Genomic DNA, 15,616 nt, shown 5'->3' on the forward strand with positions numbered 1-15,616 from the left:
GGCGAGAGCAGTTTCAAATGGTCGTTCAGCTGTCGATCAGCCCGCCCGAAGGCGTCTAGGCTTTCGCCCTTCGCACGCCGCTCTTGGCGCGCGGCTTCACGGCCGGAGCCTCCTTGTGAGCGAAGGTCAGCACGGCTTGGCGACCTGCCGGCGCGCGCAGATCGCGCGCCTCGACGCCCAGCATGCGCGCGATCTCGCTGGCCGGAGCGGGCCGGCTGATGAAATAGCCCTGGATCTCGGCGCAGCCCTGATCGCGCAGGGCGTTGAGCTGCTCGACGGTTTCGACGCCCTCGGCCGTGGTCACGATGCCCAGGCTGGCGCCCAGGTCGAGCACGGCCTTGATGATGGCCATGGCGTCGCTGTCTTCCAGGATGTCGCGGACGAAGGTCTGGTCGATCTTGATCTTGTCGAACGGGAAGCTGCGCAGATAGCTGAGCGAGCTGTAGCCCGTGCCGAAGTCGTCCATCGAGATGCGCACGCCCAGGGCCTTGAGGTCATGCAGCATGCCCATATTGGCGACATTGTCCTGCAGCAGCACCGACTCGGTGATCTCCAGTTCCAGCCGCTCGGCCGACAGACCTGACACCGCCAGGGCCGAGACCACTGTGCGCACCAGGCCCCGGTCACGGAACTGGGCCGGCGACAGATTGACCGCCAGCCGCACATGGTCGGGCCAGGTGGCGGCCTCGGCGCAGGCCTCGCGCAGCACCCACTCGCCCAGCTGGACGATCAGGCCGATCTCCTCGGCGATGGGAATGAAGTCGGCCGGCGAGACCATGCCGCGATCGGGATGGTTCCAGCGCAGCAGCGCTTCGCAGCCCGTCACCCGGTCGTCGCCCAGATGGTACAGCGGCTGGTAATAGAGCTGGAACTCGCCGGCCACCAGGGCGCGGCGCAGGTCCAGTTCCAGGGCCCGGCGCGCCTGAAGCTGCTCGTCCATGGCCCGCTCGAAGAAGTGGAAGGCCCCGCGGCCGTCGGCCTTGGCGCGATACAAGGCCATGTCGGCCTTTTTCAGTAGTTCGTCGGGGTTGTCGCCGTCGGACGGCGCGACCGAGACCCCGACACTGGCCCCGATCATCACCTGATGGCCCTGCAGGTCGAAGGGCGCGGCCATGGCCTCGACCACCCGCTCGGCAAGCCTCGTGGCGCCGGTCAGGTCGGTCAGGCCGGTCTGGACGACGGCGAACTCGTCGCCGCCCAGGCGGGCCACGGTGTCGCCTTCGCGCACGCAGCCGCGCAGGCGCTCGGCGGCGATGCGCAGCAGGGCGTCGCCCAGCGGATGGCCCAAGGTGTCGTTGACGGTCTTGAAGCGGTCCAGGTCGATGAAGTGCACGGCTAACTGGTCGCCGGTGCGTGAGCGGCGGGCCAGGGCCTCGCCCAGGTCCTTCTGGAACAGCACGCGGTTGGGCAGTTCGGTCAGGGGATCATAGTGGGCCAGGCGGGCGATCTGGGCCTCGGCGCGCTTGCGGTCGGCGATGTCCTCAGAGATGCCCAACAGGTATTCGGGCCGGCCGTCGGCGTCATTGATGGCGATCTTCTTGGTGCGGAGAATGGCCAGGGAGCCATCCTTGCGCGGCACCAGGTCTTCCTCAATGATGCGAACTTCGCCGGACTTCAGCACTTCGCGGTCGCGCTCGACATAGATGGCCGCTTGCTCGGCCGGGTGGAACTCGGCATCGGTTCGGCCGATCACCTCGCCGCGCGAGAAGCCCAGGGTCTTCTCGCCGGCCCGGTTGAGCAGCACATAGCGGTGATCGTCGGCCCGCTTGACGAAGACCATCGAGGGCATGGCCTCGACCACGGCGGTCATAAAGGTCTGGGCGCGCTCGGCGTCGGCCTTGGCGGCGGCCAGTTCCACCACGCCCCGGCGGTTGATCTCGTTGGCGGCCTGCAGCAGGGCCAGCACCGTGCCCACGCCCAGATAGCGGCCGCCGTCGGTGACGATGAAACCGCGCAGAAGGTCGGAGGCGCGATAGGACAGGCTGTCGCTGGTGAACTCGGCCAGGGGGGTGTCGGCGTCGACCACCAGGGGCTCGACATCCATCAGGGCCGAGATCGGTCGGTTGGCGTACAGGGCGCGGCCATATTCAGCCGCCATGCGCAGGAAGAAGGCGTTGCGCTCGACAAGACCGATCGGGCGGTCCTCGTCATCGAGCACCGGAATGATCAGCGTGTCGGGCTCCTCGCGGAACCGCTCGTAGAGCACCTTGCCCATATCGTCGCGCCGCGCCGGGGCCAGGGAAGAAACGGTATCTCGCAAGGTGAACATGACTACGCCTCCACTAGAGCCGTAGGGACCATGGCCGAGCTAACGCCCCCCTAATTTGGGTACTTTAGGGCCTTGTTTCGCGAAAACTTCATGCCGGCGTCACAGTGTTTGCGGCGGCGTTTACCGTGACTTGTCCGCCGTCCCCGTATCCATGAAATCCCGCGCCGCAAAGCCTGTCGGCGCGGCGACCTCGACCACCGCCTCGGGACGATCGTCAAACTCCAGCCGCAAGGCCCGGCTCATCACGGCGTGCATCTCGTAGAGACAGGTGATGTAGGTCAGCTCCAGGATCTGCTCGCTGTCCAGAAAGGCCTTCAGGGCTTCGAACACGCCGTCAGCCACCCGGCCGCCGTCCAGCACCAGGGCGTCGGCATAGGCCAGCACCGCGCGCTCCCTGGCGTCGAACACGTCGGAGACCTGCCAGGCCGGCACGGCGGCGATCTTGTCTTCACCGACGCCCAGACCCCGCAGCGACTTGCAGTGCTGGGAGAACACGAACTGGCTGCCCCGCGTCCAGCCGGCCCGGGTCTGGGCCAGTTCTCGCAGCACCGGATCGATCTTGCGGGCCGGGTCGCGATACAGGCCAAAGCCGCGCGCGGCGTGCATCAGCACATCGGGGCTGTTGGCAAAGACCGTCCACCAGTCGCCGCGCGTGCCGGTGGCTGTGCCGGGCTGGGCCACCGGATCGCGGGCGCCGAACAGCTGGTCGTACAGGGCCAGAACCTTGGGATCGGTCACCTCGGCGCGGGGAACCTCGCGCAGGCGCGGCATCTCAGGCCTCCGCCGGAACGCGGACAGAGCCCGGTTCGTGGCGCACATCGCCGGGCGTAAAGGGCCGGGTGAAAGCGGCCAGCTCCATCATGATGCCATTGGGGTCGGTGAAATAGACCGAGCGCACGAAGACGCCGTCGTGGTTCCTGTGGGCCACGCCCATCTCGCTGTCGTCGTGATTGACCACCATCGGGAAGGTCTCGACCCCGGCGTCGACCAGGCGCTGGCGCCAGGTCTCAAGCTCGTCTTCAGGCACGGAAAAGGCGATGTGGTTCATCGAGCCCACGGCAGTGCGCGGCTCCTGCGGGAACGCCTTGACCGACGCGATCCCCGGCGCGGCCGGCGGCCCGTCGGCCCACCAGAAGAAGGCCAGGCTGGAGCCGCCGCCGCAGTCGAAGAAGAAGTGCTGGCCGCCGTCCGGCAGTTGCACGGTCTTGACCAGGGGCATGCCCAGGACCTGGGTGTAGAACCGGGTGGTCTCCGCCATGTCGCGGCAGACCAGGGCCAGGTGATTGACGCCGGCAATGCTCATCCTGAGCCTCCTCCCGCGCGGCGGTCCCATGGCCGCCGCGTCTGTTCAGGAAGGTTAGATCAAGTTGGGCGCGCGGGGCAGCTTTCCGTTTGGGTAGCCCCTCAGGCCTCCTCGCGGCCCTTGCTATCGCCGATCATCACCTGGCCCGCCCAGCTGACCACGCCGACGATGATCGAGCCCAGGATGCCGGACATCAGGCCGTTGACCACCAGCCCGTCCAGCAGCCAGGCCACCAGGCCCAGCATCGCGGCGTTCACCACAAACAGGAACAGGCCAAGGCTGAGGATGGTGATCGGGAAGGTCAGCAGCACCACCACCGGCTTGACCACCGCATTGACCAGCCCCAGCAGCAGGCCGGCCAGGATCAGGGTCGGCCAGCCGTCGGCCGAGATCCCGCCCAGGAGGCGATCCGCCAGCCACAGGCCCAGGGCCGCGAACAGCACCCGAAAAACAAAACGGAACATCCCGACTTACCTTTGCGCAAACTTCCCCCTGAAGATCGCCGCGAAGGCGCCCTGATTCAAGGTCAGGGTTGGGGCGCTCAATACCCGAGCCCAGCGCTCGGACATTACAAATGCGTTACCGGGCTTAACTTGGCCGCAACCGCTTCCTATCTCACCTGTTGTGAGGGGATAAGGCGGGCGATCCGTCAGCCCAAGGGGATAGTAATTCGTATGGCCGTTAGCTCTTTGTCGGTGATGTCGCCTGACGGCGGCCTGTCGCGATATCTCACCGAGATCCGCAAGTTCCCGATGCTGCCCAAGGACGAAGAGTTCATGCTCGCCCAGCGCTGGAAAGAGCATCAGGACTCCGAAGCCGCCCACAAGATGGTCACCAGCCACCTGCGTCTGGTGGCCAAGATCGCCATGGGCTATCGCGGCTACGGCCTGCCGATCGGCGAAGTGATCTCCGAAGGCAATGTGGGCCTGATGCAGGCCGTGAAGAAATTCGAGCCCGACAAGGGCTTCCGCCTGGCCACCTACGCCATGTGGTGGATCCGCGCCTCGATCCAGGAATACATCCTGCGCTCGTGGTCGCTGGTGAAGATGGGCACGACCGCAGCGCAGAAGAAGCTGTTCTTCAACCTGCGCAAGGCCAAGAGCCAGATCGAGGCCTTCCAGGACGGCGACCTGCGTCCCGACCAGGTCAGCGCCATCGCCACCAAGCTGGGCGTGCTGGACAGCGAGGTCATCTCGATGAACCGCCGTCTGTCGGGCCCTGACGCCTCGCTCAACGCCCCGCTGCGTTCGGACAGCGAGAGCGAGTGGCAGGACTGGCTGGCCGACGACAACCAGGTCAGCCAGGAGACCGTCGTCGCCGAGAACGAAGAGAAGTCCCTGCGCATGGGCCTCCTCCAGGAAGCCATGGTCGAACTGACCGACCGCGAACGTCACATCCTGACCGAGCGCCGGCTGAAGGACGACCCCACCACCCTGGAAGACCTGGCCACCCATTACGGCGTCAGCCGCGAACGGGTTCGCCAGATCGAGGTCCGCGCCTTCGAAAAGCTTCAGAAGAGCATGCGCGAGGCGGCCATCGCCAAGAACATGGTCGAGGCCTGATCAAAGCTGCTCCCCCTCTGGGGGGAGCTGTCACGAAGTGACTGAGGGGGCTAATGCGGCCCAAGCCGTGCTGGCCCCCTCCGGCCCTCTGGGCCACCTCCCCCAAGAGGGGAGGAGCGACTATAAGCCCCCATGCCTTCCCTCCCCCAGCTCATCCTCCTGCCCGGCCTGCTGAACGACGCCGAGCTGTGGCGGGACCAGATCGCCGGTCTGGCTGATGTCGCCCGGCCGTACGTGCCCGACCTGACGCGCGGCGAAACGATCCGCGAACTGGCGCAGTCCGTGCTGGCAGAGGCCGAGCCGACCTTCGCCCTGGCCGGGTTTTCGATGGGCGGCTATGTGGCCCAGGAGATCGCCCGGATCGCGCCCCAGCGCATCGCGCGCCTGGCCCTGCTGGACACCTCGATCCGGGTCGACACGCCCGAGCGCGCCGCGCGGCGCCAGGCCCTGACGGAGGCCGCCCGCAAGCCGGGCGAGTTCCTGGGCATCAGCCAGGCGATCCTGAAGAGCTATATCGACCCCTCCCGCCTGTCGGACGCCGAGCTGACGGGCCGGATCACCGCCATGACCCTGCGGCTGGGTCGCGAGGTGTTCATCCGCCAGAACAGCCTGCCGCGCGAAGACGGCGAGGCGGCGCTGCGGGCCCTGCGCTGCCCGATGCTGATCCTCTGTGGCGAAAATGACGCCATCACCCCGGCTTCTGGTCACCGCCAGATGGCCCGCGACATCGATTGCTCGCACCTGCTGGTCATCCCCAAGGCCGGTCACATGACCCCGATGGAGACCCCCGGCGCGGTCAATGGAGCCTTGCGCCATTGGCTGGAACGCCCTTCTGGGCCCCGATAGTCAGAGCACGGATCTTCCCTGGACCGCCACAAATCTGAGACAAAACCGTCAACCAAACATCACTGGCGGTCGGTTCCCGGCGAAACTATGCCCTGCCCCGTGAAATCAAGCGGCGCGCGGGCCAGGAAGCCTGGGCGCTGGATGGGGGATTTATCAATGAAAAAGACCATGCTGTTCGCCTTGGCGGCGCTCGCGCCCCTGGCCATCGCCTCTGCGGCTTCGGCCGCCGAAGACGCCCCGATCGCCACCGCAGATGCGCCGGTCACCGCCTCGGAAATCGTCGTCCAGGCCCAGATCGCCTATCGCAACCGCTCCGAGCAGACCGCCCCGGTGCTGGAGTATGGCCTGGACTACTTCCAGCGCTTCGAACCCCTGACCGCCGGCGACGCCCTCAAGCGCGTGCCCAGCGTCACCTTCCTGTCGGACGTGCTGGAATCGGACGGCGCGCGCCTGCGCGGCCTGGACGCGGCCTACACCCAGATCCTGATCAACGGCGAAAAGGTGCCCGGCGCTGGCGCCGACCGCTCGTTCTTCGTCGACCGCATTCCCGCCGAGATGATCGAGCGCATCGAAGTGGTCCGCTCCGCCTCGGCCAATCGCAGCGGCGACGCCATGGCCGGCGCCCTGAACATCGTGCTGCGCGACGCCTACGCCCTGGACGGCGGCTTCATCCGGGCCGGCGGCATCTACCTCAATGACGGCCGCCTGCGCGAGACGCTGGGCGCGGTGTGGGGCGGCGAGGTCGGCCCCGGCCGCCTGCTGGTCGGCGCCAACATCCAGGGCCGCCGCAACCCCAAGGAAAAGACCAGCTGGCGCTATGATGCGCCCGGCGCGGCTCTGAACAACACCGAACTGCAGTCGGACGTCCGCAACGGCACCGACTATTCGTTCAACGCCAACTACCGCATGCCCCTGGCCGGCGGCGAGCTGGACCTGAGCGGCTTCTATGTCCGCACCGATCGCCTGGCCGACGAGGATTCGCTGGAGTATCGCAGCGGCCGCGAGCAGATCGCCGATCTGCTGAGCGTCAACGACAACGACGTCGACATCCAGACCGACAACTGGTCGGTCAACGGCAAGTTCAAGCGCGAGATGCTGGGCGGCGAGACAGCCGTCAAGCTGGGCTATTCGGTGTTCACCGACAGCCAGTATGAGTTCGAGAACGAGATCGAATATCTGCGCGACGCTATCCCGTTCCCGGATGGCGACCGCTTCACCGGCGACAAGGCCAAGACCGAGCTGGAAGACAAGGAATTCACCGCCAAGCTGGAGCACAAGCGCGCCCTGGCCGGCTTCGATGCGGAATTCGGCGTCCAGTACCAGCAGAAGGATCGCGATACGCTGATCACCGAGATCCCGCGCAACCGCTACAACCTGCCGTCCGCCACTCCGCCCGCCGACAAGCCCTATGTTCCGGCCCCGGGCGGCGACAGCGCCATCAAGGAAACCCGCCTCGACCCCTATGTCATGCTCTCGGGCAAGGCCGGCGACGTGAAGTGGCAAGCCGGCGTCCGTTACGAGACCACCGACGTCGACATCCAGGACGAAACGGTCGCCCCCGCCCTGCGCTCCACTTCGACCGACTACGCCATCCTGCTGCCCTCGGCCCACCTGAAGTGGAGCCTGACCAGCACGGATCGCATCAGCGCCTCGGTGGCCCGCACGGTCCGTCGCCCGGGCTTCGACCAGATCTCGCCGGTCACCCTGGAAGAAGAGTTCGGCGACAACGACTATGTCGGCAATCCCAACCTGAAGCCGGAAACGGCCTGGGGCCTGGATGTCGGCTATGAGCACCGCCTGGGTTCGCGCGGCGTGGCCGGCGTCAACGTCTTCTATCGCGACGTCACCGACCTGATCGAGCTGACCAGCATCGGCACGGGCTCGGCCGGCTCGCCGGCTCGGCTGCTGCAGACCCAGAACGTCGGCGACGGCACGGTGATGGGGATCGAGTTCGACCTCTCCACCCCGCTGACCGCCTTCGGCCTGGAGAACACCGGGGTGTTCTTCAACTACTCCTGGCTGGACAGCGACATCGACGACACCTTCGGCAGCCGCAAGTTCAACAGCCAGTCGGACTATGTGCTGAACGTCGGCTTCATCCAGGACCTGCCCACCTTCGGGGGCGCCTTCGGGGCCACCTATCGCAAGCAGGGCGAGGCCTATGGCCGGATCATCGGCGAAGAGGTCACCACCACATACGGCGCCGACCTGGAGCTGTTTGTGGAAAAGCGCTTTGGCGACAAGTTCACGGTCCGTCTGACCGGGTCCAACCTGCTGAACGCCAAGAAGGAAGAGGTCTTCAACAAGTTTGGCAGCACCGCTGATCAAGTGTCGCGAGACTTTGACGAATACGAGCTGGAGAGCGAAGAGGCCGGTCCGGTCTTCCAACTGATCGCCCGCATGGCGTTCTAGACGGAAGACTTTCCGGAAACGAAGAAGGGCGGCGTCCGCGAGGACGCCGCCCTTTTTTGTGGTCGGCAGGCTCGGACCCGCCTGCTCCTGACCGGTCAGCAGCCCCTAGGGGGCAAGTGGCGACGACCGCAAGAGCGCTTAGGCCGCCCCCCGGCCCCCGTCGTCGTCTGCGGCCATAAAGCCCATCAGCGAGTCGATGCGCGCCACCAGGGCGGCGCGGGCCTCTGTTCCGGAGGCCTCGCTTTTCATGCAGTCTTCCAGCGCCTCGGCGGCCGCGACCAGGCGGGGCTCCTTGACGGCATCGCCGATCTTGCGCAGCTCCACCGCCTGGGCGGCCAGGGCGCGGCGGGCCTGCATGGGATCGCTGTCCAGCGCTCCGGCGGCCGAGCGGACGATGCGCAGCGCCTGGGACAGTCGCGCGGCGATCGTGCCGGCAGCGTCGGCCTTGCGCTTGCGCGGCCCCTTGTATTCGGCCGAGTTGAAGCGGCGGCGATCGGGGCCGACATAGCCCACACCCTCGATCCAGTCGCGCGGCTTGAGGGTCACCGCCTCGAGGCGGCGCTCCAGATCGCCGATCGTGAACGGCTTGCGCATGAATTCGTGAACCCCGGCGTCACGGGCCCCGAAGATCGCCTCGGCCGTCGCCTCGGCGGTGCACATGATGATCGGCGCCTCGCGGCAGACCAGTTCGCTGCGCCGGATCTTGCGGGTCAGCATCAAGCCGTCGATCCCGGCGCTGGCATGCTCGACGAAGATCAGCTGCGGATCGACCGTGCGGGCCATCGCATAGCCCTTCTCGGCGGTGGCGGCGGGATAGATCTGCACATTGCCCAGCTGCCTCAGCTGGTCAGCCAGCAGCCGCGCCGTCGCCGGATTGGGGTCAACGACCAGCACCCGCTGAACCTTGGCGGCGACACGCTGAAGGGTGCGGTTATTGCCGTCAAACACCGGGTACTCGGCTCCTCGAAGGGTTACTCTGCCCCAACCTTAACGGCAGTTCGTAAAAATCACCTTGATAAGGCGCACGACGTCGTCAGATCAGTTGGTCAAGGACACACTGAGTCCGCCCTCGAAGTCTTGGAATATATCGATGGCTTCGTCGACCTGGGCGGTCGGCACGCTCCCGGCCGGAAAGCGATAGCGCCAGTAGCTGGCGATGTGCGAGATCACCCCGACCTTTTCACCCAGCGACAGGAACAGTTCGGGCGCGCGCAGCAGGAAGGCGCGGAAAGCCTGCGGCCTGCCGTTCTCGATCAGATCCTCAAAGGCGTCGTCATAGACCTTCAGCGTGCGCTGCACGGCCTGGCGCTCGAGCATCACGCTGGCCTGCAGGCGCTTGCGGGCCTCATCCAGATAGCGAGCGGTCTCGGCGTCGCGCGCCCCGGGGATGACCAACTGGCCGATCTCGGCGCTCACGGTCGCCAACTGGGGCCAAAGCCGGGTCAGCATCCATTTGTAGTAGAGGAAGCCCTTCCAGCTGAAGACGCCTTCCTTGAAGCTCTCGCCCTCCAGCACCAGGGTCTCGCGCAGCGGCTCAAGGCGTTCGTCGACATCGGTCGACAGCAGGGCCTCGACCAGCCGCGCCGCGTGAGCGCCGGAGAAGCGGCCCGTGTCGCGATAGGCCAGATCGATCAGGCGCGAGATCTCCTGGCTGACAAAGCCCTGCATCTGCTCCAGATCGGCCGCCGAGAGGGCGAAATAGCAGGCTGCGACGGTCATGCCGTGGCGGCGCAGGTGCTCGCGCAACAAAAAGGGGTCCAGCGACGGCAGCATGTCGATCATGCGCAGGGTGGCGATGTCGCGGACCATGTCGGTGGTGTCGTTGCAGGCTTCCTGCAGCAGATCGACCCAGCCGCGCTGCCCCACGAAGAACGACTGGCCGCCCAGGCCCAGATCGCTGCGGTCAAAGGGGATGATGATCTTGGTCGCCGTCGCCTGGGCTTCGTCGAACAGGAAGATGTCGTCGCTGCGCAGGCGGTGCTTGAGGATCAGGGCGGTGTTGAGGATCCGGTTGCGAAACAGCGGATGCTCGGCGTAATCGGCGCGTCCCCCGCTGTCGGCCTGGATGGCCAGCAGGTTCAGCACACGACTGGTCGAGGCCGTACGCTCCAGCGCCCGCAGGCTGCGGGTCACCCGGTCATTGCTGCGCACCGGCTTGAGTTTTCGACGCACTGACAAGAACAGGACCCTCTGGAGACCCTGTTGCTCTAGAGCTCCGGAGCTAAGGTTTCGCTAATTGGGCGGCTATACTTGGTCAGAAAAGTCAGAGCGGGGCGAAATGCACCGACCCGGTCCGACCTCCGGACTCGGCCGGGTACCGGCTCATCCGCGCCACGGCCGCCAGCAGACCAGCCGGCTGGATCGGCTTGGGATGGGCGTCGTCAAAGCCTTGGGCCAGCAGGCGCTCGGCCTCGCCGGCCATGGCGTCGGCGGTAAGGGCCAGGATCGGAATGTCGCTCCGGCCGCCTTCGCCGGCCCGAATGCGCCGCACGGCCTCGACGCCATCCATTTCGGGCATGTGGACATCCATCAGCACGACGTCGAAATCCTCGATCCGCAAGCGTTCCAGGGCCTGACGGCCATCACTGGCGGTCTCGATGACAATGCCCACCGCTTCCAGTATGGCCCGGGCCACGGCCTGGTTGACCTGATTGTCGTCGACGACCAGCACCCGGGCCCCTTCAAGGGTGAGCGAGGGTCCGACGGGTTCAAGGGCGGCGGGCGCCTGGGCCGGGGTCAGCGCCAGATGCACCCGAAACGTCGAACCCTGTCCCGGCGCGCTGATCACTGTGATCTCGCCGCCCATCAACTGGGCGAGGTGTCGGCTGATGGCCAGGCCCAGGCCCGTTCCGCCGAACCGTCGCGCCGTCGAACGATCGCCCTGGCTGAAGGGACTGAACAGACTGACCTGCTGCTCGTCGTTGAGGCCGACGCCCGTATCGGCAACAACCATATCAACGCCCCCGGCCTCGCCCGGCGCGATGCGGATCTCCACGCGTCCCGCCTCGGTGAACTTCAGCGCATTGGAGACCAGGTTCAGCAGGATCTGCCGAACCCGCAACGGATCACCCAGCAGCCAGGTCGGCGTCTCGGGCGCGACGTCAAGCGTCAGGGCCAGGCCCTTGAGCTGGGCGGTCTGGCTCCAGACCAGATGGATCTGACTGGCCAGGCGGCGAATTTCAAACGGCTCGGCCTCCAGTTCCAGCTTGCCCGCCTCGACCTTCGACAGATCCAGAATGTCGTTGAGAATGGTCATCAGACCGTCGCCGGACTGGATGATCATCTCGAGATAGTCGGCCTGCCGGGCATCCAGCCGGGTGGAGCCCAAGGCATGGGCCAGACCCAGCACGCCGTTCATCGGCGTGCGCAGCTCATGGCTCATCATGGCCACAAAGGCTGACTTGGCCCGGCTGGCCTCGGTCGCCTGGGCCTGGGCCTTCTCCAGCGCCACAGCATTAGCGCGCATCCGGCGCGACGTATCCAGAAAATAGGCCAGCAGGGCGGCCAGGGTGACTGCCACAACCACCAGATCCCAGGCTCTGAAGCCGCCGGCCAGCAGCGGGGCGACCGTCAAGGCAATGAATGGCGGCGGGGCCATGGCCAGCAGGACCGAACGGCTGATCGACGCATACTTCAGGGCGTCAAGCATCAGGCCAAACAGCAGGAGAATGGCCGCAAACTTCATGCTTGGCGGACCGTGGGCCCAGCTCAGACCCGCCATGGTCGCCCAGGCTATGCTGTAGGCCGCCGGGATTCCCAGCCGCAACGGCACGACCAACTGCTCGGGATGCGCCGTGACATAGCGATGCAGGATCCGCAGAAGCCCTTCCAGGACGCCGATCACCGTCAGCCAGGCGAGGCACGCCATGAGACCGAAATGAAAGGCCAACAGACCGCCGGCCAGGACTGTCGCCGCCAGACGGGCCGAGGCGCTGCGCCGACTCATCTCGAGCGCCGCGCCGTTTAGGCCGTCATTCAGGAACTCACGCAGACCCAAGGTCCATACCCTCGCAACGCCTAGTGGCATCAAGCTAGGTCATAACGGGTTTCAGGAACCTTTAAGCTCAACCTTGGCCGGCGCCCTACCCCTGGAACGGGTCGCGCATCAGGATGGTGTCGTCCCGTTCCGGGCTGGTCGACAGCAGGGCCACCGGAGCGCCGATCAGTTCCTCGACCCGGCGCACATACTTGATGGCGTTGGCGTTAAGGTCCTTGAACGAGCGGGCGCCGACGGTGCTTTCGCTCCAGCCTTCCATCTCTTCATAGATCGGCACGGCGGCGGCCTGATCGCGCATGCCGGCCGGCAGATAGTCGAGCTCGCGGTCGCCGATCTTGTAGCCGACGCAGATCTTCAGGGTCTTGAGACCGTCCAGCACGTCCAGCTTGGTCAGGGCGATGCCGTCGATGCCGTTGATGGCCACCGACTGGCGGACCAGCACCGCATCGAACCAGCCGCAACGGCGGGCGCGGCCGGTATTGACCCCGACCTCGCGGCCGACCGTCGACAGGTGCTTGCCGACTTCGTCGTCCAGCTCGCAGGCAAACGGCCCCTCGCCGACGCGGGTGGTGTAGGCCTTGACGATGCCCAGCACATAGCCCGGCCCCTTGGGACCCATGCCCGAACCGGCGGCGGCCTGGCCGGCGACGGTGTTGGACGAGGTGACGAACGGATAGGTGCCGTGATCGACGTCCAGCAGGGCGCCCTGGGCGCCTTCAAACAGGATGCGCTTGCCGGCCTTGTAGGCCTGGTCCAGCAGGCGCCAGGCCGGCTGGGCATAGGCCAGGATCTGCGGCGCGATCTCCATCAGCTGATCGAACAGCGCCGCGCCGTCGGCCTCGGGCAGGCCCAGGCCCCGGCGCAGGGCGCCATGGTGGCTGAGCAGGCGCTCGATCTTGGGCTTCAGGGCTTCTGGATCGGCCAGGTCGGCGACGCGGATGGCGCGGCGGCCGACCTTGTCCTCATAGGCCGGGCCGATGCCGCGACCGGTGGTGCCGATCTTCTGGCTGGACGCGGCTTCACGGCCCTGGTCCAGGTCCTTGTGCAGCGGCAGGATCAGGGTGGCGTTGTCGGCCAGCACCAGCAGGTCGGGGCCGATGATCACGCCCTGCTCGGCGATCTTGGCGATCTCCGACAGCAGGTGCCAGGGGTCGACGACCACGCCGTTGCCGATCACCGACAGCTTGCCCTGCACGACGCCAGACGGCAGCAGGGCCAGCTTGTAGACCTTGCCGTCGACCACCAGCGTGTGGCCGGCGTTGTGGCCGCCCTGGAAGCGCACGACGATGTCTGCCCGGTTGGACAGCCAGTCGACGATCTTGCCCTTGCCTTCATCGCCCCACTGGGCGCCGACGACGGTCACATTGGCCATGGTAGAGATATGCCTTGTCACCTGCCCGGTGACGTCCAGCGGCCCTTCGACAGGACTCGGCCGCAGACGTTTATTCGATTTTGGGCGGCAACGGAGACGCGGCCGAGCCGGCGCCTCGCGAAGTCAGAAGGCGTAGACCAGCCGAACCCCCACGTCGTCAAGCCCCTGGTTCTTGCCCTGATGGAAGATCTGGCCGTTCGACAGGTGGGTGTAGCTGAGCTCGGCCGACCAGGCGTCGCTGAACTGATAGCCCAGGGCGATCTCGGGCTCGAACAGCACCTTCGAGCCGAAATCGATGCGGGTGTAGTAGAGGTTGGTGCGGCGGGCGCGTTCCTCAGGCGTCAGGTTCGGGGCGTTGGCCGGCGGTAGGCCCGCCTCGCCATCGGTATAGGCCAGGCCAATCCCAGGGCGCAGATAGAAGCCGCCCTGCGCGCCCAGATCGATCTTCCAGTCAAAGCCCACCGCCACGAAGTTGGAGGTGTTTTCGCTGTTGAGCGACACAAAGGTATGGACCTGCGGGCGGCCCAGCCAGGTCAGGCTTTCGATGCGGTCGGTGCGATAGCCCAGATGGATGTCGACCCCGTCCTCGCGCCCGGCGGCGCCCAGGCCCACGGCCTCACCGATGAAGGTGACATCATGCTTGTAGGCGCCGACAAACACTTCGCCCGCGAGCGCGGGCGCGGCAAAACCCAGCACCGCGACAGCGGCGGCGGCGAACAGTGCGGTCTTCATCCTGGATATCCCTGAACAGCCCAACCCCGAGCCGGTTATGGCTTGAACGGCGGAGCTCGCAAAGGGTTTCGATCAGACCGCGTGCGAGCTAGACCTTTCGCATGACCATCACACTTTCCGACATCCAGGCCGCCGCCGCCCGCCTCAAGGGCCAGGCCGTCGAGACCCCGCTGATCGAGAGCCCGGCTCTCAATGAGCGCCTGGGCGGCCGGGTGCTGCTCAAGCCCGAGACCCTGCAAAGGGCCGGGGCCTTCAAGTTTCGCGGGGCCTATAACCGCCTCAGCCAGCTGACCGATGACGAGAAAAAGCGCGGCGTCGTGGCCTTTTCGTCAGGCAACCACGCCCAGGGCGTGGCCCTGGCGGCCCAGCTGGTCGGCTGCCCGGCCCTGATCGTCATGCCGTCCGACTCGCCGGCGGTGAAGGTCGCGGGCACCCGGGGCTTTGGGGCCGAGATCCGCTTCTATGACCGCTTCACCGAAGACCGGGTCGCCATAGCCGACGAAATCGCGGCCCAGCGCGGCTGCGTCGTCGTGCCGTCCTATGACGATCCGCACATCATCGCGGGGCAAGGCACGCTGGGCGTCGAGATCGTCGAGCAGGCCACGGCGCGCGGCGCTTCGCTGGACGTGCTGCTGTGCTGCGTCGGCGGCGGCGGTCTGATCGCCGGAACCAGCACCGCCGTCCGCGCCCTGTCGCCCGCCACCGACATCTGGGGCGTCGAGCCGGCCGGCTTCGACGAGACCCGCCGCTCGCTGCTGTCGGGCCAGCGCGAGACCATCGATCCCGACGCCCGCTCGATCTGCGACGCCCTGCTGACCCCGGTCCCCGGCGAACTGACCTTTGCGATCAACCAGCGGACCCTGACCGGCATCGTCGCGGTCACCGACGCCGAGGTGGCGGAAGCCATGCGCTACGCTTTCTCGGTGCTGAAACTGGTGGTCGAGCCGGGCGGCTGCGTGGCCCTGGCGGCGGCGCTGGCGGGCAAGATCGCGGTGGCGGGCAAGACCAGCGCGATCGTTCTTTCGGGCGGCAATGTCGATCCGGGCTTGTTTGCGCGGGTGTTGGCGGGCGAGATCTGAAAAGTTGTCATCCCGGCCAAGCGCGAAGCGCGCCGAGCCGGGAC

General features: G+C 66.6%; 13 protein-coding genes. 4 read left to right on the forward strand and 9 right to left on the reverse strand.

Annotation, left to right across the window (positions count from 1 at the left end):
• Positions 1-55 precede the first annotated feature (55 nt).
• From ACW176_RS01190 to ACW176_RS01205, 4 genes are all read right to left on the reverse strand, one after another.
• Entirely contained in the window at positions 56-2,269 is a 2,214-nt protein-coding gene (locus ACW176_RS01190; protein WP_492110575.1) for a putative bifunctional diguanylate cyclase/phosphodiesterase, read from the reverse strand.
• A gap of 120 nt (positions 2,270-2,389) precedes the next feature.
• A complete protein-coding gene (locus ACW176_RS01195) occupies positions 2,390-3,040 on the reverse strand; it encodes a carboxymuconolactone decarboxylase family protein (RefSeq protein WP_492110576.1) in 651 nt (216 codons plus the stop codon).
• Position 3,041: 1 nt separating this feature from the next.
• Positions 3,042-3,572 (reverse strand): VOC family protein, encoded by a 531-nt coding sequence (locus tag ACW176_RS01200; protein ID WP_492110577.1) that lies wholly within the window; start codon positions 3,570-3,572, stop codon positions 3,042-3,044.
• Positions 3,573-3,673: 101 nt separating this feature from the next.
• Positions 3,674-4,036 (reverse strand): phage holin family protein, encoded by a 363-nt coding sequence (locus tag ACW176_RS01205; RefSeq protein ID WP_492110578.1) that lies wholly within the window; start codon positions 4,034-4,036, stop codon positions 3,674-3,676.
• Between the two features lie 210 nt (positions 4,037-4,246).
• On the opposite strand from ACW176_RS01205, the gene rpoH reads away from it, so the two are divergent.
• From rpoH to ACW176_RS01220, 3 genes are all read left to right on the forward strand, one after another.
• Positions 4,247-5,134: an RNA polymerase sigma factor RpoH gene (gene rpoH, locus ACW176_RS01210; protein WP_419318317.1), complete on the forward strand. Its 888-nt coding sequence runs from the start codon at positions 4,247-4,249 to the stop codon at positions 5,132-5,134.
• 132 nt (positions 5,135-5,266) lie between these two features.
• Positions 5,267-5,980, forward strand: a complete 714-nt coding sequence (locus tag ACW176_RS01215; protein ID WP_492110579.1) for an alpha/beta fold hydrolase — start codon at positions 5,267-5,269, stop codon at positions 5,978-5,980.
• 156 nt (positions 5,981-6,136) lie between these two features.
• On the forward strand, positions 6,137-8,392 hold the full coding sequence (locus ACW176_RS01220; protein WP_492110580.1) for a TonB-dependent receptor plug domain-containing protein: 2,256 nt from the start codon (positions 6,137-6,139) through the stop codon (positions 8,390-8,392).
• A gap of 138 nt (positions 8,393-8,530) precedes the next feature.
• Here ACW176_RS01220 and ACW176_RS01225 read toward each other — a convergent pair whose 3' ends face one another.
• The 5 genes from ACW176_RS01225 to ACW176_RS01245 all read right to left on the reverse strand — a co-directional run bounded on the left by ACW176_RS01225 (position 8,531) and on the right by ACW176_RS01245 (position 14,493).
• On the reverse strand, positions 8,531-9,340 hold the full coding sequence (locus tag ACW176_RS01225) for a response regulator (RefSeq protein ID WP_492110581.1): 810 nt from the start codon (positions 9,338-9,340) through the stop codon (positions 8,531-8,533).
• A gap of 90 nt (positions 9,341-9,430) precedes the next feature.
• A complete protein-coding gene (locus tag ACW176_RS01230; protein WP_492110582.1) occupies positions 9,431-10,570 on the reverse strand; it encodes a hypothetical protein in 1,140 nt (379 codons plus the stop codon).
• Positions 10,571-10,655: 85 nt separating this feature from the next.
• The gene (locus ACW176_RS01235; protein WP_492110583.1) at positions 10,656-12,338 is read right to left on the reverse strand and encodes an ATP-binding protein; all 1,683 of its coding nucleotides are present in this window, start codon (positions 12,336-12,338) and stop codon (positions 10,656-10,658) included.
• A 136-nt stretch (positions 12,339-12,474) separates the two neighbouring features.
• Positions 12,475-13,761 carry an adenylosuccinate synthase gene (locus tag ACW176_RS01240; RefSeq protein WP_492110584.1) on the reverse strand — a complete coding sequence of 429 codons (1,287 nt, stop codon included), beginning with the start codon at positions 13,759-13,761 and terminating at the stop codon, positions 12,475-12,477.
• 123 nt (positions 13,762-13,884) lie between these two features.
• On the reverse strand, positions 13,885-14,493 hold the full coding sequence (locus tag ACW176_RS01245; protein ID WP_492110585.1) for an acyloxyacyl hydrolase: 609 nt from the start codon (positions 14,491-14,493) through the stop codon (positions 13,885-13,887).
• Between the two features lie 101 nt (positions 14,494-14,594).
• On the opposite strand from ACW176_RS01245, the gene ACW176_RS01250 reads away from it, so the two are divergent.
• The gene (locus ACW176_RS01250) at positions 14,595-15,572 is read left to right on the forward strand and encodes a threonine ammonia-lyase (RefSeq protein WP_492110586.1); all 978 of its coding nucleotides are present in this window, start codon (positions 14,595-14,597) and stop codon (positions 15,570-15,572) included.
• The last annotated feature ends 44 nt before the right edge of the window (positions 15,573-15,616 follow it).

The sequence above is a fragment of the Caulobacter sp. FV1ye13L genome (assembly GCF_058681155.1).

What these genes read in the sequence shown, in the direction of transcription:
- ACW176_RS01190 (WP_492110575.1), bottom strand. Translation starts at nt 2,269, where the DNA reads ATGTTCACCTTGCGAGATACCGTTTCTTCCCTGGCCCCGGCGCGGCGC.
- ACW176_RS01195 (WP_492110576.1), bottom strand. Translation starts at nt 3,040, where the DNA reads ATGCCGCGCCTGCGCGAGGTTCCCCGCGCCGAGGTGACCGATCCCAAG.
- ACW176_RS01200 (WP_492110577.1), bottom strand. Translation starts at nt 3,572, where the DNA reads ATGAGCATTGCCGGCGTCAATCACCTGGCCCTGGTCTGCCGCGACATG.
- ACW176_RS01205 (WP_492110578.1), bottom strand. Translation starts at nt 4,036, where the DNA reads ATGTTCCGTTTTGTTTTTCGGGTGCTGTTCGCGGCCCTGGGCCTGTGG.
- rpoH (WP_419318317.1), top strand. Translation starts at nt 4,247, where the DNA reads ATGGCCGTTAGCTCTTTGTCGGTGATGTCGCCTGACGGCGGCCTGTCG.
- ACW176_RS01215 (WP_492110579.1), top strand. Translation starts at nt 5,267, where the DNA reads ATGCCTTCCCTCCCCCAGCTCATCCTCCTGCCCGGCCTGCTGAACGAC.
- ACW176_RS01220 (WP_492110580.1), top strand. Translation starts at nt 6,137, where the DNA reads ATGAAAAAGACCATGCTGTTCGCCTTGGCGGCGCTCGCGCCCCTGGCC.
- ACW176_RS01235 (WP_492110583.1), bottom strand. Translation starts at nt 12,338, where the DNA reads ATGAGTCGGCGCAGCGCCTCGGCCCGTCTGGCGGCGACAGTCCTGGCC.
- ACW176_RS01240 (WP_492110584.1), bottom strand. Translation starts at nt 13,761, where the DNA reads ATGGCCAATGTGACCGTCGTCGGCGCCCAGTGGGGCGATGAAGGCAAG.
- ACW176_RS01245 (WP_492110585.1), bottom strand. Translation starts at nt 14,493, where the DNA reads ATGAAGACCGCACTGTTCGCCGCCGCCGCTGTCGCGGTGCTGGGTTTT.
- ACW176_RS01250 (WP_492110586.1), top strand. Translation starts at nt 14,595, where the DNA reads ATGACCATCACACTTTCCGACATCCAGGCCGCCGCCGCCCGCCTCAAG.